This is a genomic window from Candidatus Thiodiazotropha endoloripes, assembly GCF_001708965.1.
Classification (GTDB): Bacteria; Pseudomonadota; Gammaproteobacteria; order Chromatiales; family Chromatiaceae; genus Thiodiazotropha; species Thiodiazotropha endoloripes.
This window is the reverse complement of the sequence record NZ_LVJW01000007.1, coordinates 34,732-55,021: the sequence shown is the minus strand read 5'-3', so window position 1 is coordinate 55,021 and position 20,290 is coordinate 34,732. Positions and strand designations below refer to the sequence as shown.

General features: G+C 50.7%; 22 protein-coding genes. 9 read left to right on the top strand and 13 right to left on the bottom strand.

What is annotated here, in order from left to right:
- The first annotated feature begins 9 nt into the window (after positions 1–9).
- On the top strand, positions 10–765 hold the full coding sequence (locus A3193_RS18660; protein WP_069015565.1) for an SDR family NAD(P)-dependent oxidoreductase: 756 nt from the start codon (positions 10–12) through the stop codon (positions 763–765).
- 273 nt (positions 766–1,038) lie between these two features.
- Here A3193_RS18660 and A3193_RS18655 read toward each other — a convergent pair whose 3' ends face one another.
- The 4 genes from A3193_RS18655 to A3193_RS18645 all read right to left on the bottom strand — a co-directional run bounded on the left by A3193_RS18655 (position 1,039) and on the right by A3193_RS18645 (position 3,700).
- Complete coding sequence (locus A3193_RS18655; RefSeq protein WP_069006487.1) at positions 1,039–1,380, bottom strand: TusE/DsrC/DsvC family sulfur relay protein; 342 nt, start codon at positions 1,378–1,380, stop codon at positions 1,039–1,041.
- A 315-nt stretch (positions 1,381–1,695) separates the two neighbouring features.
- Positions 1,696–1,821 carry a hypothetical protein gene (locus A3193_RS20940; RefSeq protein WP_268804483.1) on the bottom strand — a complete coding sequence of 42 codons (126 nt, stop codon included), beginning with the start codon at positions 1,819–1,821 and terminating at the stop codon, positions 1,696–1,698.
- 40 nt (positions 1,822–1,861) lie between these two features.
- A complete protein-coding gene (locus A3193_RS18650) occupies positions 1,862–3,076 on the bottom strand; it encodes a glutathionylspermidine synthase family protein (protein ID WP_069015564.1) in 1,215 nt (404 codons plus the stop codon).
- A 3-nt stretch (positions 3,077–3,079) separates the two neighbouring features.
- The gene (locus A3193_RS18645) at positions 3,080–3,700 is read right to left on the bottom strand and encodes a Cj0371 family chemotaxis-regulating polar lipoprotein (RefSeq protein ID WP_069015563.1); all 621 of its coding nucleotides are present in this window, start codon (positions 3,698–3,700) and stop codon (positions 3,080–3,082) included.
- A 311-nt stretch (positions 3,701–4,011) separates the two neighbouring features.
- On the opposite strand from A3193_RS18645, the gene A3193_RS20200 reads away from it, so the two are divergent.
- Positions 4,012–4,155 (top strand): helix-turn-helix domain-containing protein, encoded by a 144-nt coding sequence (locus A3193_RS20200; protein ID WP_071933810.1) that lies wholly within the window; start codon positions 4,012–4,014, stop codon positions 4,153–4,155.
- A 65-nt stretch (positions 4,156–4,220) separates the two neighbouring features.
- Here A3193_RS20200 and A3193_RS20855 read toward each other — a convergent pair whose 3' ends face one another.
- From A3193_RS20855 to A3193_RS18600, 9 genes are all read right to left on the bottom strand, one after another.
- Positions 4,221–5,666, bottom strand: a complete 1,446-nt coding sequence (locus A3193_RS20855; RefSeq protein WP_069015562.1) for an OmpA family protein — start codon at positions 5,664–5,666, stop codon at positions 4,221–4,223.
- A 311-nt stretch (positions 5,667–5,977) separates the two neighbouring features.
- Positions 5,978–7,159, bottom strand: a complete 1,182-nt coding sequence (gene purT / locus A3193_RS18635) for a formate-dependent phosphoribosylglycinamide formyltransferase (RefSeq protein WP_069006491.1) — start codon at positions 7,157–7,159, stop codon at positions 5,978–5,980.
- 101 nt (positions 7,160–7,260) lie between these two features.
- Positions 7,261–7,965, bottom strand: coding sequence for a ParA family protein (locus A3193_RS18630; RefSeq protein ID WP_069006492.1), 705 nt, complete (start codon positions 7,963–7,965; stop codon positions 7,261–7,263).
- A gap of 331 nt (positions 7,966–8,296) precedes the next feature.
- Positions 8,297–9,184 (bottom strand): succinate--CoA ligase subunit alpha, encoded by an 888-nt coding sequence (gene sucD / locus A3193_RS18625; protein WP_069006493.1) that lies wholly within the window; start codon positions 9,182–9,184, stop codon positions 8,297–8,299.
- Positions 9,181–10,353, bottom strand: a complete 1,173-nt coding sequence (gene sucC / locus A3193_RS18620) for an ADP-forming succinate--CoA ligase subunit beta (protein WP_069006494.1) — start codon at positions 10,351–10,353, stop codon at positions 9,181–9,183. The genes sucD and sucC overlap by 4 nt, the downstream gene beginning before the upstream one ends.
- Entirely contained in the window at positions 10,350–11,330 is a 981-nt protein-coding gene (locus A3193_RS18615) for an HpcH/HpaI aldolase/citrate lyase family protein (RefSeq protein WP_069006495.1), read from the bottom strand. Before A3193_RS18615 ends, sucC begins: the two co-directional genes overlap by 4 nt.
- 487 nt (positions 11,331–11,817) lie before the next feature.
- Entirely contained in the window at positions 11,818–12,330 is a 513-nt protein-coding gene (locus tag A3193_RS18610; RefSeq protein WP_069006496.1) for a hypothetical protein, read from the bottom strand.
- Positions 12,331–12,489: 159 nt separating this feature from the next.
- Positions 12,490–15,426, bottom strand: coding sequence for a bifunctional diguanylate cyclase/phosphodiesterase (locus A3193_RS18605; protein ID WP_069015561.1), 2,937 nt, complete (start codon positions 15,424–15,426; stop codon positions 12,490–12,492).
- A gap of 85 nt (positions 15,427–15,511) precedes the next feature.
- Positions 15,512–15,826, bottom strand: coding sequence for a hypothetical protein (locus A3193_RS18600; RefSeq protein ID WP_069006498.1), 315 nt, complete (start codon positions 15,824–15,826; stop codon positions 15,512–15,514).
- Between the two features lie 431 nt (positions 15,827–16,257).
- On the opposite strand from A3193_RS18600, the gene A3193_RS18595 reads away from it, so the two are divergent.
- From A3193_RS18595 to A3193_RS18555, 7 genes are all read left to right on the top strand, one after another.
- The gene (locus tag A3193_RS18595; protein WP_069015560.1) at positions 16,258–17,391 is read left to right on the top strand and encodes a tyrosine-type recombinase/integrase; all 1,134 of its coding nucleotides are present in this window, start codon (positions 16,258–16,260) and stop codon (positions 17,389–17,391) included.
- Positions 17,388–17,918, top strand: a complete 531-nt coding sequence (locus A3193_RS18590) for a hypothetical protein (protein ID WP_069015559.1) — start codon at positions 17,388–17,390, stop codon at positions 17,916–17,918. The genes A3193_RS18595 and A3193_RS18590 overlap by 4 nt, the downstream gene beginning before the upstream one ends.
- Before the next feature lie 328 nt (positions 17,919–18,246).
- Positions 18,247–18,435, top strand: coding sequence for a helix-turn-helix transcriptional regulator (locus A3193_RS18580; protein WP_069015557.1), 189 nt, complete (start codon positions 18,247–18,249; stop codon positions 18,433–18,435).
- 9 nt (positions 18,436–18,444) lie between these two features.
- Positions 18,445–18,783, top strand: a complete 339-nt coding sequence (locus tag A3193_RS18575; protein WP_083218862.1) for a hypothetical protein — start codon at positions 18,445–18,447, stop codon at positions 18,781–18,783.
- A gap of 193 nt (positions 18,784–18,976) precedes the next feature.
- Entirely contained in the window at positions 18,977–19,435 is a 459-nt protein-coding gene (locus tag A3193_RS18565; RefSeq protein ID WP_069015555.1) for a hypothetical protein, read from the top strand.
- Between the two features lie 106 nt (positions 19,436–19,541).
- On the top strand, positions 19,542–19,826 hold the full coding sequence (locus A3193_RS18560; protein WP_141694802.1) for a hypothetical protein: 285 nt from the start codon (positions 19,542–19,544) through the stop codon (positions 19,824–19,826).
- Complete coding sequence (locus A3193_RS18555; RefSeq protein WP_069015553.1) at positions 19,823–20,245, top strand: hypothetical protein; 423 nt, start codon at positions 19,823–19,825, stop codon at positions 20,243–20,245. The genes A3193_RS18560 and A3193_RS18555 overlap by 4 nt, the downstream gene beginning before the upstream one ends.
- The last annotated feature ends 45 nt before the right edge of the window (positions 20,246–20,290 follow it).

The following is a 20,290-nucleotide window of genomic DNA, read 5'->3' as shown; positions in this document are numbered from 1 at the left end:
TTCGCCGATATGAATAAAAAAACAGCATTCATCACAGGTAACAGCAGCGGTCTCGGCAAGGGACTCAGCCAGGTTTTGTTAAACCATGATTATCGGGTATATGGGTGCAGCCGACGTGGCTGCAATCTGCAGGGGGATATCGTGGATCAACATTGCGATCTGACCCGGTCGGAGACAATTCCCGACAACCTTGAACAACTTTTAAACGGTGTTAACAGACTGGATCTGGTGATACTCAACGCGGGTATTCTGGGAGAGATCAAAAACATCAGTGACACGTCACTGGATGAACTGAGACAGATCATGGAGATCAACCTTTGGCCGAACAAGGTCATCCTGGATTGGTTGCTGAAATCAGAACTGAATATCGATCAGATTCTCCTCATGTCATCCGGTGCTGCCGTACTGGGCAATAAGGGATGGGGCGGTTATGCCCTTTCGAAGAGCGGATTGAATATGCTTGGACGTCTCTATGCCCACGAGTTAGGTGAAACCCACATTACCGCCATTGCGCCGGGACTGATCGAATCGACCATGATGGACTATCTGTGTAACGAAGCAGACAGTCATGCCTACCCTGCCCTGCAACGGATCAGACAGGCTCGTGAGGAGGGAAAAACTCTCACACCTACGGCGGCCGCAGAGAGAATCCTGAAGGCCCTGCCAGAGATCAAGGGATTTGAAAGTGGCAGCTATATCGATCTGCGACAGATCCTCGCCCCGGATGAGTACGAAACCCTGATCAATGCACGTAACAGGACCTGAGGTATTAAAATCAAGACCGCAAATGAACGCTAATAAACGTAAATGTTATCAGGCTGGTTTGAAGGACAGATAAAAGCACAAACCTTCAGAGTGCCATACAGGAACAGAGCGTGGCTCCCCTCTCCCCTTGTAGGAGAGGGACATTGAAATTTGCTTTTTCAGAGTAAACGGATCAGCAGCGTTATCGATAGTTACCCTATTACAGCAGCTCTGAAAAACACCGGATTACTATTTCAGCTTCCGGACTGCATTGATTCGTGTACTTAATAATACTCAACTGAAATAGCTTTTCGCCTCTTCACCCGGATCGGGCAGACCGGCGATTCGCCAGATGCTCAGGCAACTGCCAAACAGATGGTGGACCTTATGCCTGGGTATCCCGGTTGCCCGGCAGACCAGACGCATATTCGGTAGTGCCCCGAGGCTCAGGTAACGTTCACGGATGTGATGAATGATGTGCCAATGCTGCTCACCCAGGTGATCCACACCCTCCTGATGGGCCAGATCACGAGCCAGCTCCTCGTTCCAGAGCTGGTGATCGATCAGGAAACCATCCTCATCAAAGCGGATCAGTGGTTGTACGTTGGCGGATTGATCTACGGCTGTCTGAACCATGATCTCAATCTCCTGCGGCTAGTTGTGTTAAGTATTGAAGAGGAGTATGGAAGAGAATCCATTTTATGAAAAATGATAATTCATGATTTTATATCATAATTTCTGATATACCCCACCAATCCTCAAAACGGCTTCTGCAATCAAGCGCCGGGGATTCTTGCGAGCAAGGCAGAGGGTGCGGCTGTCTGAGCCCCCTACCCCACACCAATCAGCCACAGCACAGTGCAGGTGGGGGCTAAACACGCCAACAGGTTTCAGACCGAAGCGTGCGAGGAACCCACGCTTCGGCTGCAGGTGACAGAGTCGGTGGCGGGCTTAGGGCTTTTTCACAGGTCGTTGTGTGGGAATCCGGGCACGTTTGGCAAGTCCTTTGGTCTCCATTGCAGACAACGCCACAGCCGGATGGTTGCGATAGGCTTCGACACTCAACCAGACAGACAAAACAGAGAGATTCGATCCCGGTTAACACGCCTTGTTTAGGTTAAGAGATAGGAGAACCAAGCTGTAGCGGCTCCTCTTCAATGATCACATGGCCCACGAACTTACTCATGTCGTCAAGAATCTTGCCGCCACGGCGAAAGCCCAGGCCACAGGCCTCCCAAACATAGAAAACACCGGCCTGATAGTTTTGCCCAACACGGTCCTTGGGGAAATCAACCCACTCCTGATAGATGTTTTTATGGAAATCGTAAGGACCACCGCTCTGCTGAATCAGTTGCCCGCCGGCATCCAGGATGCGCATGTTGGCACCCTCGCGACCAAACAACTTCTTTTCGACCTGAGCCACACCGGCCAGAGGCTCGAATGCGGTGGGCAGCAGGTAGGGTGAGTTGGGAAAGAGATCATACAGGATCTTCATCATCCCCTTACTCTGAAACAGAAGTGTGTAGGGCGGATTGATAATGCGGGTTCCCCCCTGCTTTGCACTCTGCCCAAGCATCCGGGTTAGCTCTAGCTCCTGCTCGGCGATATCCTCCCAGGGAAAGAGTTTGAACCAGAAGTCAGCCAGCTGGCCATCCTTGTTGAACACACCTTCGTCACGGCTAAAGCCCGCTTCATTCAGGTAGCAGAAGTCGGTAAAAAAGCCTGCCTCGTGTGCTGCCTGCTGAAGATAGCGGGTTGTACGCTCATCCTCCGGCAGATCGCTGATACTGGAAAAGAGCAGCTTTTCCCCATTGTAGCGGCATGCAAAATCGAAATCGGCATCGTCACCGCTGATCAGACGCCGGAAGTTCTCTTTCAACATCTCATGCAAATTGTTGAACTGGCGGGCCTCGTCCATGCCATTCGCCTTCAGAATTGCCCACTGAATAATGGCTGTTTCGAACAGGCTCGTTGGGGTATCAGCGTTGAATTCGATTAATTTGATGGGCTGACCATCGAGTCCCCCGGCCAGATCGAAACGCCCGTAGAGATGCCAGTCATCTCGATCCCAGCTGTTCTCAATCAGCCCGACAAGATTAGCGGGTATACCCAACTCATAGTAGAGCTGATTGTCTATGACGTACTGGGCTCCCTCCACATACATATCATAAAGAGTATTTGCAGCTTGGTAGTAGGCCTCCGCTTCTGCTTCACTCAATTGAACCAGATCACTGACGATATAGTCACTGCCATCCGCATCGGTATGCCAGCTCATGCCGATCTCTTCCATGACCCCTTTACTGAGGGGCTCAACCTTCAGAGTTTCGACCATGAATCAGCCGCCAAAGGAGTTGAATCGGCTGCTGGAACTGCTGCTGCCTGATTTATTACCACCGAAAAAGCCACTCTTGGGCTGACTTTTTGCCGTCTTGTTATAGGGCTGCGAGATTGTACTGGTAGGACGGCCTCCGCCATACTGCTGTTGCGTGCGCTGAAAATTGTTGTTACCGGCCAATCGGTTGGCCAGCATACCACCAATCAGGGAGCCTGCGGCGGCAGCCAATAGGGTTTCACCCAGCGACAGTCCGCCAGAGTGCATGGAAGGATCCTGCGTCAGGCGTGATGAGCCCGCTTCGACCTTCGCGGCTTCCTGTTCGGCAATCTGCTTGAGTTCATCTTCACTAAGAAATCGCTCATTTCCCTGCTGATCGCGAAGGATCGCGCGAGTCGGGCCACTAGTAGGGTGTTTCTCTACCAAGCGATAGCTGTCCGGGTTTGCAGCAACCTGCTCGATCACCATGAAGACATGCTGCCCCCGTTCCATCCCGGATTGGTTGCCGAAGCCGCTGCCTTGCGGTGGATTACCCTGGTCGCTACAGCCATTCAGACTGGCAATCGTGCTCAATCCAATTGTTCCAGCGATGGAGTAAGAGAGTACTTTCCTGATGTGTCTCATGGATCACCTTGTATCTTCAATTCGTAAAGTGGGGGCGTATTGTATCCAGTTGTTGTGAATTGACAAACCTTGGTGATGTCAGCTGTACCCATTGGTGGGGCAGAGCCCCACCCTACACCCTGAACTCAATGGCAGGGTTGTGCCCTGCCCCACCAATACGCTCTGATTAAACACAATGCATTACGCTGTTAGTGTCCTATAACTCCCCTCTCCCCTTGCGGGAGAGGGGCTTTTTGTCTTGTTGCTGTTTGTAGTAGGTTTTGAAACCGATGTTCTGCTGATGACCGGAAGATGAGTCAGAGGACGATCCGCTGCAGTCAGCCGAACAGCAGGTGATCATTGCCTCCCTTGGAGAACATAACCGGAATATCTCCAAGACAGCGGAAGCTTTGGGTATGAGCCGTAACACCCTCTACAGAAAACTGAGAAAACACGGTATCAATCAGACCCGTTGACCACAAAAAATTCATCTTTTCAGGGGGCGTAAAATGCGCCCCCTGAAAGATTGGTAAAAGTCAGTTTAGTTGTTCCGAACCAGCTCAACCCGACGATTCTGCGCTTTGCCTTCAGCCGTCTCATTGGAAGCGATCGGCTGCTCTTCACCGTATCCCATGGCACTCAGGTTATCGGCGATCACTCCTTTCTCTGTCAGGTAGCTCATAACCATCTCTGCCCGACGTTGGGACAGATCCTTGTTATAGGCCTCATCCGCATCGCTGTCTGTGTGGCCGGCGATTTCAACCGCCACGGTTGGATTGGCGATCAGAGTATTGGCCACTCGATCGAGAATCTCGGTAGAGGTATCGGTCAACTGGTCGGAGTCGGTCTTGAAGTTGACCCCACGCAATACAATGGAGGCAGTCTGCTCACAACCCAGACCGTCAACCTCCGCACCGGCCGGAGAATCGGGACAGATATCTGCGATATCCAGCACCCCATCGCCGTCGCTGTCGGTAGCCACAGTCGATACCTCGACAGTTGCCGGCTGCTCCTCGTTCTCTGGTGTAGCCACCACTGAATCGTCTAGGGCGGCGGGTTGTTCCGCTTCAACAGCAGCGACAGCTGGTGCATTAAGCTGGGACGGTGCTGCTAACGGCGCCCAGGCATGAGGCCCATAGCCATAACCGTGATACCCCCGACCGTCACCATAGCCGGATCCTGAGCCACGCAGTTTGAAGTTGAAACTCATATCCATGTCACCAAACAGGTCACCCATGCCATCAAACGGCCCCCAATCAGACCCACCCCAGCCATGGCGAGGATAGGGACGACCGTAAAAAGGCACGGGAGCGCTGTAGACCGGCAGACCCTTCGCAGGAGCGACAGGTGCCTGGTATTGAGCAGCATCCGGAGAGTGGTTGGGTGCTGGCGGATGAGGTATCGCCGTCATCCGGGCCCGCCGCTCTTTCACCCAATCCGGTAGTTCAGGACGCTCAAATCCCATCGAGTGGGGATACGGGTTCGCGGCATGATCGATCATCGGTCTGGAGGGAAACTGTGGTGGCTGAAAGGCCGGCATTTGTGGCACTACGGGTTGTTGGGCGCGACGCTGAGCCAGCCACTCCGGCACCTTGTAATGCTGCATTTCGAAGGCTGCGACAGCTCTCTGACGACGACTTTCAGTGACCCAATCCGGTACTTTGGGCAGCTCGAACTCCGGCATCTGTGGCGCCATTGGTAAGCGGTTGCGGCGTTCGGCCACCCAATCCGGCATCTCGGCGGGTTGATAAGGCTGCATGGGCACCATTTGACGCGTCATCATGGCCTCCCGCTGTGCTGCATATTGCTCATGCATTCTCTCCATTTCAGCACGGCGCTGCTTAACCCAATCCGGGACCTGAACAGATTCGGAAGCGGTCATCGGTGGACATTCTGATCCAGCTTTATCATCAGCCGGAAGGGTTGCCGGAGCGGCAGAGATCATCAGGCCAAGCATCATGGTCACAATAGGGCGTTTGCGAAACATCAGATTCACTCCTGTCAGAGGACTGGCCACAGAAGTGCCGGTGGCAGGCCAATTTCGTTAGTGCATTAAAAATTTCGAATATTCTATATTATTTCTCCACAAAAATTCATCCCAATGATGTTGGGCACAAATTTTCACATTGAACCCGATTCGACTGGCGTATCACACCTTTGGAAAAAGGTTGAGCTTTATCTGATTTTTCTTGATAAATCAGATTATTGGAAGTGACAACTCGATTGAAGGTCAGTAGTTTTCAAGTGGCGCACGCGTGTTTACACAGAAGACCTATGACTCATTTCAACCCAAATGGATTAAAGCTCAGTGGTCACCGCAGCGGCTGCTTTTGTGGCCTTCTCTCTTGCCTGAGAGATATCCTCACCTCGGGCCAGCGCCACGCCCATACGGCGCTTGCCGCTGACTTCCGGCTTACCGAACAGCCTGAGTTGAGTGTCCGCCTCTGCGACGGCCGCTTCGAGATTGCCGAAACGGACGTTATCCGATTCACCCTCAACCAACACCACGGCAGATGCCGAGGGGCCATGCTGTCTGATGTTAGGAATCGGCAAACCTAAAATCGCCCGGCTGTGCAGGGCAAACTGGGACAGATCCTGAGAGATCATAGTCACCATACCGGTGTCATGGGGTCTGGGAGAGACCTCACTGAAGTAGACATGATCACCCTTGATAAACAGCTCCACACCGAAAATCCCCCGTCCCCCTAACGCCGAGGTCACCTTTTCAGCAATCTCCTTGGCTTTGCTCAGGGCGGCATCGCTCATCAGTTGAGGTTGCCATGACTCCTGATAATCCCCATCCTCCTGACGATGTCCGATCGGCAGGCAGAAACTGACCCCATCGATATGGCGTATGGTCAGCAGAGTGATCTCATAGTCAAAGTCGACATAACCCTCGACGATGACCCGCCCTGCCCCGGCACGCCCACCCTCTTGCGCATAGGTCCAGCTGTTCTCAATATCCGCATCACTTTGAATGGTACTCTGACCTTTACCCGATGAGCTCATGATCGGCTTGACCACACAGGGGATACCGATCTCGGAGACCGCATCCATGAAGTCCTGCCGGTTGTCGACAAAACGGTAGTCGGAGGTCGGTATGCCCAGCGTCTCCGCTGCCAGTCGGCGGATACCCTCCCGGTTCATGGTCAGTCTGGCGGCATTGGCGGTCGGAATCACATGAAACCCTTCTGCTTCCAGTTCGACCAGGGTATCGGTGGATATGGCCTCGATCTCCGGCACGATGTAATCCGGCTTCTCCTGTTCGATCACCTCCCTCAGCGCCTCACCATCAAGCATTGAGAATGTATAGGAACGATCAGCCACCTGCATGGCCGGTGCATTCTCATAGCGATCACAGGCAATCACCTCACAGCCATAACGCTGTAATTCGATAACCACCTCTTTACCCAGCTCACCGGATCCACAAAACAGAACTTTTGTTGCATTGGAGGTGAAGGGGGTACCAATGGTGGTCATAAACAACGCCTAATACGAGTTAAAAAAGGAATATTAATGAGGAGTGGGTGAATGGTACAGAATCCAGGGCCTGTTAACAGAAGTCGAATCAACCCTGGAGGCTAGCTATGCAGTCCAGCCTGTTGTTTTTCGGCGGTAGGCGTCATCGGTGGCGTATGAGCACTCTCCAACCACTCGATCAATGCCAGCCACTGCTGCCGGTCTTTTTTCATCGAGGCGGTTTTCAACTCGACAATCGCGCAACCGGATTCCGCAGCATGGACATAGTTTTGCGTATCCCGCAGAAAGGCCACCAGTGGGATATCCAGAAGTTCCAGGGTCTCCTGAAGCTGTTTGAAGGCGCGGGTATTCAAACGCACCCGATTGGCCACGATACCTACCGGGATATTGATCCCCATTTGACGACAGAGGGTTGTCAGCTCCTGTATGAAATCGAGAGTGACATGACGATCGATTGCGGAGGGCAGAACCGGAACGATGACTGCCGCTGCATTTCTCAGCATATTCATCATCTCCATGCGTTTCATGGAGGCTGGCGTATCCACCACGATCCGCTCTGTCTCTCCAGGCACCCGCTGAGCAAACGCCTGGGTTACTGCACCCTGGGTTGGCTTTGCTGCAAAAACACCATGAATATTTGAGAGCTCATCGGAACGCATCTCCAGCCAGCGATGACTGGAACCTTGAGGATCATAGTCGAACAATGCAGTCGGCGTCCCGGCCGAGGCGTAGTAACCCGCCAGATTGGTCGCGATCGTTGTCTTCCCACAGCCTCCCTTGCTGTTGAGTATCAAAAGCCTTTTCATCACACCGAACCTGTGACAGGGGTGAATTTGAGGAATGTTCCTCCTATTCTATGCCAATTACAAGTTCTGGTTGACCAAGCCTGAGTTTAGAGGGCTTCATCAGCATCTGTCAGCCGCAATCCGTTACCCTTCAAAGCGCCTGCCATGATCCAACCCCTACCCGGCGATGCAACCATCCCAATCCCTTGCCAGGCACCACCAATGGTCATCAGGGGTTGTTAATATAATGATTTTGCAGATTAAAACCTAAACCTGCAGCGCTTCACAAATAGCCTGACCCAATCAACATCCCGGTTGGCATTGTGGCCAGGCCAACCGACAAGCCTAATGACTAGGCGACACACTCCTGAGGTTCCAGGCTCTGTTGAACCGTGCGTCCAATCTCTGCCGCATTCTGAACCACATGCACATCCAGTTCAGCCAGACGCTTCATCTTTGCCTGGGCGGTATCGTCCTCACCGGAGATGATCGCCCCGGCATGCCCCATGGTTCGCCCTGGGGGGGCGGTTGCGCCAGCGATAAAGCCAATCAGCGGTTTATCCATATGATCCCTGGCCCAGGTGGCCGCCTCGACCTCTTGTGATCCACCGATCTCACCGATCATCAATACCGCGTCGGTTTCATCATCCTCGGCAAACTGCTTCATCAGGGTCAGAAAATCACAACCATTCACCGGATCACCGCCAATGCTGATACTGGTGGAGATACCCAGACCCAGTTCACTCATCTGTTCCACCGCTTCATAGTTGAGCGTACCGGAACGTGAGACCACACCGATTCGTCCTGTGCGGTAGATATGAGCCGGCATGATTCCCACCTTACACGCTTCCGGTGTGATCACACCGGCGGTGTTGGGGCCGACAATGATGGTGTCATGGCCAATCAGATAACGCTTCACCCGCACCATATCCTGCACCGGCACCCCATCGGTAATCACCACGATCACCTTGATGCCACCATCGATCGCCTCCATCACGGCATCGGCAGTGAATGCCGGCGGTACGAAAACCACACTCACATCGGCACCGGTCTGCTCCACCGCATCCTTGACCGTATCGAAAACCGGTCTGTCGATATGGGTTTGACCACCCTTACCAGGAGTTACACCGCCAACCACCTGGGTGCCCATGCGAATCGCCTCCTGCGCATGAAAAGTGGCATGCTGTCCGGTAAAACCTTGAAAGATAACCTTCGAATCCTTGTTGACCAAAATACTCATGCCGCACCTCCCGCCAGTGCCTTGACAGACTTCTCAGCCGCATCACTCAAACGATCGGCATGGATATACTGTAACCCCGAGTCGGCCAGAATCTTCCGCCCCTCCTCCAGGTTGGTACCGGCCAGCCGCACCACGATGGGCACATTGACCTCAAGATCTGAAACCGCTTTGACAATCCCTTCTGCGATCCAGTCACAGCGATTGATTCCGGCGTAGATATTCAACATCAGTACCTTCACGTTTGGATCTTCCAGAACGATGCGGAAAGCGTTGGCAATCTTCTCCGGTGAAGCACCACCACCCACATCGAGAAAATTGGCGGGCCGTCCCCCATACAGGCTGATCGCATCCATCGTCGCCATCGCCAGTCCCGCACCATTGACGATGCAACCGACGCTGCCATCCAGGGCGATATAGTTGAGATCGTGCCCCGAGGCTTCGACCTCTTTGGGATCCTCTTCATCGAAATCACGCTGGTCTGCGATCTCCGGCTGACGGAACAGTGCATTGCCGTCAAACGACATCTTCGCATCCAGGGCGAGAAATTGACCGTCTCCGGTGGTTACCAGCGGATTGATCTCAGCCATCAGCGCATCCTTATCACGAAAACAGCGATAGAGGCGCTTCATGATACTTGCCGCCATATTGATCTGTTTACCACTGAGACCGATACCGGCTGCCACCTTACGGCATTGAAAATCCTGCAGGCCGACGGCGGGGTCAACCACCTCATTGATCACCTTGTCGGGTGATTTGGCGGCCACCTCCTCGATATCCATTCCACCGGCCGCTGATGCGATCAGGGTGATCCGTTGATTTGCCCGGTTGATCACCAGACCAAGGTAATACTCCGCCTTGATATCCTGCATCTGTTCAACCAGTACCCGGTTGACCATCCGGCCCTGTTCACCGGTCTGCTTGGTCACCAGGTGGCTACCGATCAGTTTTTCCGCGTGCTCACGTACTTCATCGAGCTGTTTCGCAAGCAGCACGCCACCCGCCTTACCCCGTCCACCGGCGTGGATCTGGGCCTTAACGACCCAACCCTCGCCACCAAGTTGTTCCGCTGCGGTCAGGGCCTGATTAGCGGAGTGAGCCATGCGGCCTTCGGGTACTGGGATCTTGTAGTGACGAAACAGATCCTTGGTCTGATATTCATGAATATTCACGCGGCCGCCTCCTGCTTGGAGTTGCGTTCGATCTGCTCAACCTTCGACAGCATCACTTCGGCCTGGCGAATCGAAGCGGCGTCGATCATACGACCGTCGAGACTGACCGCACCCTGGCCGGCTGCTGCCGCCTCTTCCATCGCCTGGACGATACGACGGGCCCGATCCACCTCTTTCGCACTGGGCGTGAAGACCTGATTGGCCAACTCGATCTGCGCGGGATGGATGGCCCATTTACCCTCACCACCCAGGGCAGCAAATGATTTGGCCACAGCCAGATAACCATCAGGATCACTGTAATCACCAAACGGTCCGTCGATCGGACGTAAGCCATAGGCGCGGCAGGCCACGATCATGCGCGACATGGCAAAGTGCCACTGGTTACCCAGATAGACATCACGGTTGCCTTCGGCATCCGCATCAGACAACACATGGTAGTCCGGGTTGACGCCACCCATGCTGACGGTCCGTGCCTGTGTGGAAGCAGCATAATCCGCAACACCGAAGACCAGCGCTTCAAGCCGATCGGGACAGCTCTGCGCAATCGCTTCCACATTCGCCATTCCCATGGCCGTTTCGATCAACGCGTGCAGGTTGATCTGCTTGTAGCCTTTGGCTGCTTCAATCTGTTCCAACAACAGCGCAACAAATTCCAGATCGGATGGTTGCCCGACCTTGGGGACCAGCAGGGTATCCAGCTTGTCACCGGCCTGCTCAACCACATCAACGATGTCCCGATAACAGAAGTGGGAGTCCAGACCATTGATGCGAACGGAAACTGAACAGCTCGACCAGTCGTACTCATTCAGTGCATGGATGGCATTTCTTCTGGCTTGCTCTTTGTCTGACGGTGCAACCGCATCCTCCAGATCGATGAATACCAGGTCAGCGCCAGAGTGCGGGGCTTTTTCAAGCATCCGCATATTACTGCCCGGTACGGCCAGTTCGCTTCTATGAAGGCGATTCTTGAAGGCCATAGTGGATTCCTCCGTGTTTTTCTGCCCTGAACGCGAAACACCGGTCAATCCGGTGTTTCAACATTCAGAATTTATCTGTTTGTAATCCTGGATAGCGGCTTGCGTTATACACATCATGTCGTGTTGCATGATTGTTTTATTGCGCCGCAACAATAGCGTTCCAGGTCTTTCTGCCTTGCTGTGGAAATTTCGATATCCACAAGCAGGGCAAGTATTTAACACAGGAGTTGCTCAATTGACAGTGACGAAAATCAGTAATAGGGAATGTTGCATGGAAGTTGTACGAAGTGGTCCGGATGGACCTTTGAGCAAGTCTGCGTGGCGCCTGGGTTTCAGCATAAGCATTAAAGGAATACGCGATTCAATTCAGTATTCATTATTTTTATAAATAGTATTGGTTTTTTAGATATTGAGGCAGAAAGCGAATCCTTGCCGGGCGTCAACCCTCGGCCGTATATCCCCCCGTCCTCCAGGCGGAATCCGGAAATCAGGGCAGTGTCAGACCGGGGCGTACCGTGACAAAACGATAAGGGGCGGCCAACACCCCCTGTTTTGTTGTAAGCAAGACTTTTGCCTCCCACTCCATGGAGTCCATGACACAGACCGGAATCATCCCCTCTCCCTCGAATTGCCCCTCAGCGACAGGTTGCAGAACCACCCGGTTGTAACCCATGTTCATGTCGACACCGGCAAAATCCACCTCCACCCGCTCCACCGCCACCCCAGCGATCTCCACGGCCAGTTTCAGGGGTTTCACCAGGGGTATTTCCCGGGGTTCGATTGAAAAACCGACTTCAACTTCGCCAGTGATCGAAGAGACACAGGGGGCCTTTCGCAGGTCACAATTCGGATCTACGGCGGCGGATTGACTGATCTGAGGAAACAGGATCGGCCAGGCTTTATAGATCGCCACCAGGGTAAGTGCAGCCAGCAAGAGCCCAAGCGTAATCCAAAGCAACAGATTACGCTTCGGCTGATTCTCAGATGTTTCAACTGTCATTAATAAAGCGTCTTAGCGAATGTTAGTGGATTCTTTAGAAGACAATACAAAGGCAGGATTGTTCGCGCAATCTGAAATCCCGATCGACTGTTGTTGATCTAACCGGCCTGGCGCAACCTGACAGTTTGAAGACATCTGTAAAGTCAACACTAGGAATTGTTACTGCTGACTCAACAACATCGTAATTTGATGCTGATCAACAGGCTGGCTAAAGAGAAAGCCCTGCGCCTGCTCACAACCATGTCGAGTCAAAAACTCAACCTGTTCCCGGGTCTCGACCCCCTCAGCCAGCACCTCCAGCTCAAGTGCTTCTGACAGTGCAATGATAGCCTGGGTAATTGCCATATCATTTGGATCGAGGGGTATATCATGAATGAACGATTGATCAATTTTTATCTTATCGACCGGCAGCGATTTCAGATAACTCAGTGAAGAGTAACCCGTACCAAAGTCATCGATGGAGATCCTGACACCCAGCTGTCTCAAAGCGTGTAGATAACCGACTCCATGCCGGATACCCTGCATCACAAAGCTCTCGGTAACTTCAAGCTCCAGATACTCAGCCGCCAGACCAGTCTGTTGTAAAATCTGCCTGACATGTTGTTCGAAATGTGCCTGTTGAATTTGTGGGCCGGCCACATTGACTGATATACGACCGAAGGATAAACCCTGCTCCAACCACTGGGCCGCCTGCTGACAGGCTTGCCGCAACACCCAACTACCGATTTCCCGAATCTGCCCGGTCTGTTCGGCCACTTGAATGAACTTACCGGGAGAGACAACGCCCTGTTCCGGGTGATTCCACCGAATCAACGCCTCGATACCGATAATACGCCGACTCGGCATATCAATCTGAGGTTGGTAGACGATAAAAAACTCTTCGTTCTGGATCGCTTTGCGGATCGCATTTTCAAGAAACAGCCGTTCAAAAGCTATTGCGGTCATCTCTTCCTTGTAGAACTGATAGGTATTCCGACCATCCTCTTTAGCTCGATACATCGCAACATCCGCATTACGTAATAGGGTGGCGAAATCCTTGCCGTCACTGGGATACATGCTGATGCCAATACTCCCCGTCACACCAATTTCATGCTGACCATATTTAAAAACAGGCATGAATACGGACATGATTTTGGAGACTGCATTGATCGTGTGCTCCACACTGCCAACATCCTGCAGAATTACCACATATTCATCACCACTGATTCTGGCAACTGTGTCGTCTGCCCGCACAGACTCCAGTAAGCGACCCGACAACTCTTTCAGAATCCGATCTCCCACCGCATGTCCCAGAGAGTCGTTGACGGTCTTTAATCGATCAATGTCAATCAACAATATTGCGAGTAAAGTGTTATTACGTTCAGCATGAAGAATACTCTGCTGCAGTCTCTCGATCAGCAGCACCCGGTTTGGCAGTTCCGTCAGGGGATCGTGATTTGCCAGAAACTCGAGCCGCTGCTCCACATCCTTGAATGCGGTGATATCTCTGCTAACTGCCACATAGCCGCTCACCTCCCCCTGATCATCGGTCATCTCACTGATCGTCATCAATTGCGGGAACAGTTCACCATTTTTGCGACGATCCCATATCTCCCCTCGCCAATGTCCTTTGCTCTTGATGGTTTCCCATAGATCTTCATAAAACCAACGATCATGTTTCCCCGATGAAAAATAGTTTGGTTGTTTACCAATGATCTCATCTTCAGCATATCCTGTGATTTCGCAAAATGCCTGATTGACATCGATGATATTAGTATCCCTGTCGGTAATGATCACACCCTCACCGGTACTCTTGAAGACTTCTGCTGCCTGCTGCAGCCTCTGCTCCTTGGCAACACTGTCGCTGATGTCCGAGATAACCGATATAAATCCCTGTACCTCTTGGGCCTCGTTCAATTGGTAATCCCAAACCACTTTCATCCATAAAGAAGATCCATCCTTTCTGATGTTTTTTGTGATATAGGGTTCTGGTTCCGGTCTCTCTTTGACCAAATAATCGAGATACCCCTTTAATCTATTGCTTGCCTCTTCACTGATTTCATTATCCCAGATTCTTTTACCGATAAGATCACCTTCCGGGTATCCGAGAATCTCATGATGGGCCGGATTGCTATAGGTGACCTTTCCATCGTTTGTATTCTCCTGAATCCCATACGGTAGTGTATTCAGAATCAACTCAAGACGCTCTCTGATTGACCGTAATTTTTCGGTTGAGAGTCCGGTAAACATCGAGGCAACGATCACTGAGGCAAGATAGCCTTGAAGTTTCAGGACAGCATCAGCAGAGGTCTGGGAGGTGGCGGAGAATGGCCCGATCCCCAGTGCACTGAGTTGTACTGTGGTTATCACCAGCAGTGACGAAAACAGCAACGCGCCCCATAAGCCATAGTAGAGTGACGACCAGATCAACAAGGGGATGGTAATAAACAATGAGAGCATAAGCAGGTTATGGGGACCTTCAAACACAAAGGCCGGCACCGTGACAATCATCGCCGCAATCAGGACCACGATGTAGAGCGGCGCCTGATTTTTAAGCAGTTCCCTATTCAACTGCTTAAACCAATGAGCGACATATAAAATCAACGGTGCGACAAACAGTATTCCAAGCCCGGCTGACATCAGCCAGATCCGATAGACACTCCAGAAACTTTCACTGTAGCCGTGTGACACTACTCCCCAGGCACCGATCGATGCGCTAATAACCGGCAGTATAACCACACAGACCAGTACAAAAAGCACCAGATCCCTGAACTCTTCAAGTTTCCGATGGTTGGAAGCAAAACTTGAATAGAGCCACGCAGCTCCCCAGCTTTCTATGATATTGGCCATCATGAAAAGCAGTATCATACTGGCAGGCCTGTCGGTAGTAAGGCTTTCAAAAGTAAATACAGCCAGAGCGCTGGCCAGTAGAAGCGGCAACCAGAGACGCCTGGGTAGTAGTAACAGCACACCCAGCAAATAACCGTCAGGCAGCCACATCAAAGAGATGCCATCAGGTGAAACCACCAGTGAGAGTGCCCAAGCAGTCAGTAGCAATTGACCTGCCACGATCAATAGGATCGTTTTTAAATCTCGGCTACTGAATGGCAACACCATAGGCTCCGGGTTTGGATGTTAAAGGCAGCACGGGCAATCCTGTCGCTTCCAACAGAGGGCCTACTCTAACTGGCAGAGGACCAGACTACGGCTTCATCTCCTCTTTAATATAGCGATTGATATACTTTTGACCATTGATGTTAGAACTGACCACCCAGGCCACCATGATAATCGCCAATACCAGAATCAGTGGTGCTGCATTAGGTATGATTGCCAGTACTCCCAAAAGTAACAGCATTCCCACACCCATGATTTTAAATCCCCGCTTCCACACCTGACTGATGGCATCCCTCGCCTCATCCGGGGTTTCAACACCCGCCTCACGAAGGGCGTTGCGCATCATTTCATAGCCCAGCTGATGCCGTCTTTCCATACGGCCGAATGGATCGGTCAATTTCACTGATAGATTACCCGGAATAAATCAACATAATTACTTGTAGTGAGCAGAGGATTTAAAGCAGTTTGCGTATTAAAGATATAGTTCAAATGTAAACTATTTGTGAGCCGGCCAGTCGGGTATTTGGAACGGCTTAGGAGAGAGTTGGTAGTAAGAGTGCAAACCGGTTTGACAGCAACGACCAAAGCCATTGGAGTGTTGTTTGAGAGAGAATCGTGAAACGACCAAATAACCGGAGTGTCGATTTTAGATGGCGTCCCCAAGGGGAGTCGAACCCCTGTTACCGGCGTGAAAGGCCAATATTTACCGTTTCAGCCTGTTGCACTCTATTTCATTAACTAACTGTTTTTATTCTATTTTAGTAGTATAATGTTTCATTATATTACAGGCGGTTTCAGTTCGATTTTTCAGAATTTTTTCAGATCTGAAGTTTTATGGCTAGCAAAATAGACACACTCACCAAACGCAGGAAACTTGCTCCTAGGACATGGCCGTACTGGGAGCGGATAGTTAAAGGTCAGTTCATCGGGTTCTATCGAGGCCCAAATGGTGGAACCTGGCATGCCCGGATCTCGATTACTGGCACCCAGGACTATGAGAAACTCGGAGGTGAGATCGACTCAGAATATGAGGAGATGCTCAAACTAGCCCTTGCTTGGTTCAAAAAGAAGAATCTAGTCAAAGATACCAGCTATACCGTCCAGCAAGCCGTAGATGATTATGTTTCTCATTTGAAAGTTGAAAATGGAGAGAAATCTTCTACGTCTGTCAAACAGCGCCTATACAAGCATCTTATTCCAAAGTTCAAGAAATATGAGTTGGGCAAACTCACTCCGGCCCAGCTCAAGCAGTGGAGAGACGGGCTAGTCCGAGTTTCCGATGATGAGGAAGATGTCAGGCGATCAAAAGACAATACAAATCGTATCCTTTCTGTTGCTAAAGCTGCCTTCAATCTAGCCTATAGAAACGGGTTGGTGGATTCTGACCGGGCATGGAAAATCGTCCAATCTTTCCGTGATGTAGGAGAGAGCCGAAAACTGTTCCTGACGGACAAACAGATAAATAACCTCCTCACTCATACAAAAGACGGATTCCACAACCTGATCAGGGCAGCAATCCTCACCGGAGCTAGGTACGGGGAGTTAGCCTCTGTTAAAGTTCGCGACTTTGACACAGCCCATGGCACCCTACGGCTAGTGGGTAAGACAGGAAAAAGGGATAGCTACCTATCGGATGAAGCTATAGCCTTTCTTAAGAAAATCAGTAAAGAACGATTACCAGATGCCTATCTATTGGTTAGGGATGATGGTATGCCATGGGGAAAGTCTCACCAACACCGCCCCATGAAAGAGGCCGTCAAGGCTGCAAAGCTACCCAAGGAGACCGTTTTCTACTCAATCCGGCACTACCACATATCAAAAGCGCTGTTGGCCGGAATCCCTGCCCAGGTGGTCGCAGAGAATTGTGGAACCAGTATCAGGATGCTGGAAAAGCACTATGGCAAGTTTATGGCGACTGACCGTCGCAGGATGATGAACCGGGTTTTATTGGGGAATGTTAAATCATGACTACTAGATTTACTTCTTTAGAACTGGATGAGGCCAGTCCTGAAAACCATCAATATTGGATTGAATTGGCACAGGATGGGAGCGTAGAGGCTGCAAAGGTACTGATGGCTGAAGCAGCTATTTATCTTCAACATAAACAACTAATTCCAGAGCCCTTAAATAGTTATATAGGTAAAGCATTAATAGTATCATCATACGGAAAGAATCACGGCGGCAAGGACATTGATCGAGCCTTTAATATAAAAAACTTGATGCCAAAGAATAAGTACAAAGAGTTACTCAAGAAGCACTTATTGTGCTTAGAGATTCAGTATGCTTTTTTGCAATTAGGTAGGTATAAATCCTCTACTAAAGACAAAGGAGCATATGAGCATGTTGCGGATATGTATGGCTACAATGATGTAGATACTGTTAGAAAAATATTCTCTAAAAGAAAATCGTTTTGGAAGATAAAAGAATCTACCAAAGAAAAACTAGAGATATTAATCCCACAATACAGAGAAGTTACTGGTCGTCATATTTTATAGAAAGAATCGTTACCCGCTTCTATGAGTTCCGGCGCTCCTTCATGGACTACTTTTGTGGCTTGGCGGGCTGTCTTTTCGTTTCCGAATCCGGCTTTTTGAGCGGCTTGAGAGAGGGTCGGAATTTTTTCCGACCCATTGTGTTGATTGTCACCAAGAGACTTTTTATCTATCGCATCCAGAATCGCCACCCTTTCCGAGACTTTCAGGCAACGGGAGGGGGGATTTTTAGGCCCTAGTAAATACCCTCTCATATCCAAATCTGTGATGATTAACTAGCTCTCAGAAGGTTGCGAATCGTCGTAATCACGTAACAAACAGAGAGTGCAACATGGTTGATTCAATTAATCGTTACTCAGACCTTAAAGAAAAAGGTTTCGGAGACCGTACCACAATCTGGCGCAAGGTACGCGCTGGTGAATTCCCGTCCCCACAAAATATCTTAGGCCGTCCTGGCTGGCTGGAGTCTACCCTTCAGAAATGGCTGGAAAGTCAGCCTGTCATGGATAAGACGGCTTAGGGGGTTCACATGAATACAAAAGTAAACGCCCCGGAGCAACGGGGCATCCAGGGCGTAAATTGCGTGGCAGCAATCGAGAGTAAAGATAGCAAACTTTCCCATAAGACGAAAGAAGGCAAAGTAGCCATTGCTCTGATGAGGCGCTCATACAATCGTTTTGAAGCGGCTCGCGAACTCCATGACTGGTGTTTGCACACGACCGCCGCCGCCCTTCAGGGCAAAGGCATTATTGTCAACAGGGCTTTTGAAAAGGTGCCTGGTTATCAGGGAAAACCTGTTCGGGTTTGCCGTTACTGGATTGACACTTCAGAGCATCCGAAAGTTAATCGGATGCTGGGGGGTGTCTAATGGAAACAGACCACAGTTCAGCAGTCATTGCCAGAGAGGCCGGTAAGGCCGGTTTAAGTGGCAAAATAAACGCTAAATGTGCTGAGTGTATATATGACCCTTACCAGCCCGGAACATGGCGAAAACAGGTGGAGAATTGCACCTCCCCGGCCTGTCCCCTCTATGAGGTTAGGCAAACTAGTGAGGGTTACTAATGCCTTCACGCCAAAAGGCAAGGGGTCGTAAAGAAAGCGGTCCGTTCGTTGCCATACCAAAACAGGTTCTCGAATCCTCGGCATATGCTGTGCTTACCGCTCATGAAGTGAAACTGTTAATAGATCTTACTGTTCAATACAACGGCAGTAATAACGGTGATCTATGCGTTGCGTGGAGCATGATGAAAACCAAGGGCTGGAAGTCTAAGGGAACACTCTACAGAGCCATAAAAGGTCTTCTTGAAAGAGGATTCCTCGTACTAACCCGGCAGGGCGGTAAACATAAGCCTTCGCTTTACGCGATCACCTTCAGAGCTATTGATGAGTGCAAAGGCAAGTTAGACGTACAACCAACCGTTACAGCGCTCAATAGCTGGAAGAAAAACAGATTCGCTACCCCCAATAAGTACCAATGTGCCCCCAATGAGTACCAATTATCGGATATTTCAACAGGCTAGCTGAATGATTACCCCGTATGAGTACCAATCAGCACCATTTTTCGTTGTTTTGAGGTCCGTATGTGTACTGCTTTATATATCTACCACAGGTAGGAGGTTTTTAAAGATGTCTGATGTTAATGAATACAGCAAAGAAGAACTGGCCCAGAGTTTCATTTGGACAACTCAGCCACTGGGACACCACTTGCAGCAACTTGAGCAAGTTTACCGGGTGATGGAAGGCGCGATAGAGAAGACAGGCAGGGATTACCCTGAAGACCAGCTACAGGAGACTGAGCGAATACTCGCGTATTTCGCGGATGCTATTACAGGCATACGTAAGGTACGCCAGGCAATAATTATAGAAGGACAGAGGCTTTTGGAGACTGAATTTCAGGAGGATAAGCATTGAGTCCTGAAGACCTACTGCTACTAGCAAGAGAGGCCAACCTGTCGGGTTACCCATTACCCGACGAGGTTGAGGAGTGGGTATCTGATGCGTTTCTGGTTCATCTAGAGACAGGTGAGAGACTCGATGAGTTATTAGGTCTGGCTGGTGGAAAAGGCCGGAATGCCCGAACTAAAGCTCAATTAGCTCTGAGAGATCGATACCTTCGTGATGCGTTTGCGATGTTATCACCACATTATGAAATTCAAGAGCGTGTCGCTATTCTCATGTACGATATAGAAGAATTCATGAAGACGAAGTTAGAGGGTTATGCCGTAGATGAAAATGCTGATGAGTATGAACTTCGAATTGCGGCTGCGATAAAGGCCGGTGGCGGTCAGCTACCCAAAGGCAAACGTTTTTACTTACGGATCGTGACTTAAGACGGCTATCCCATGTGCGGCCTAAAAAAAACCTGTTGTCTAATT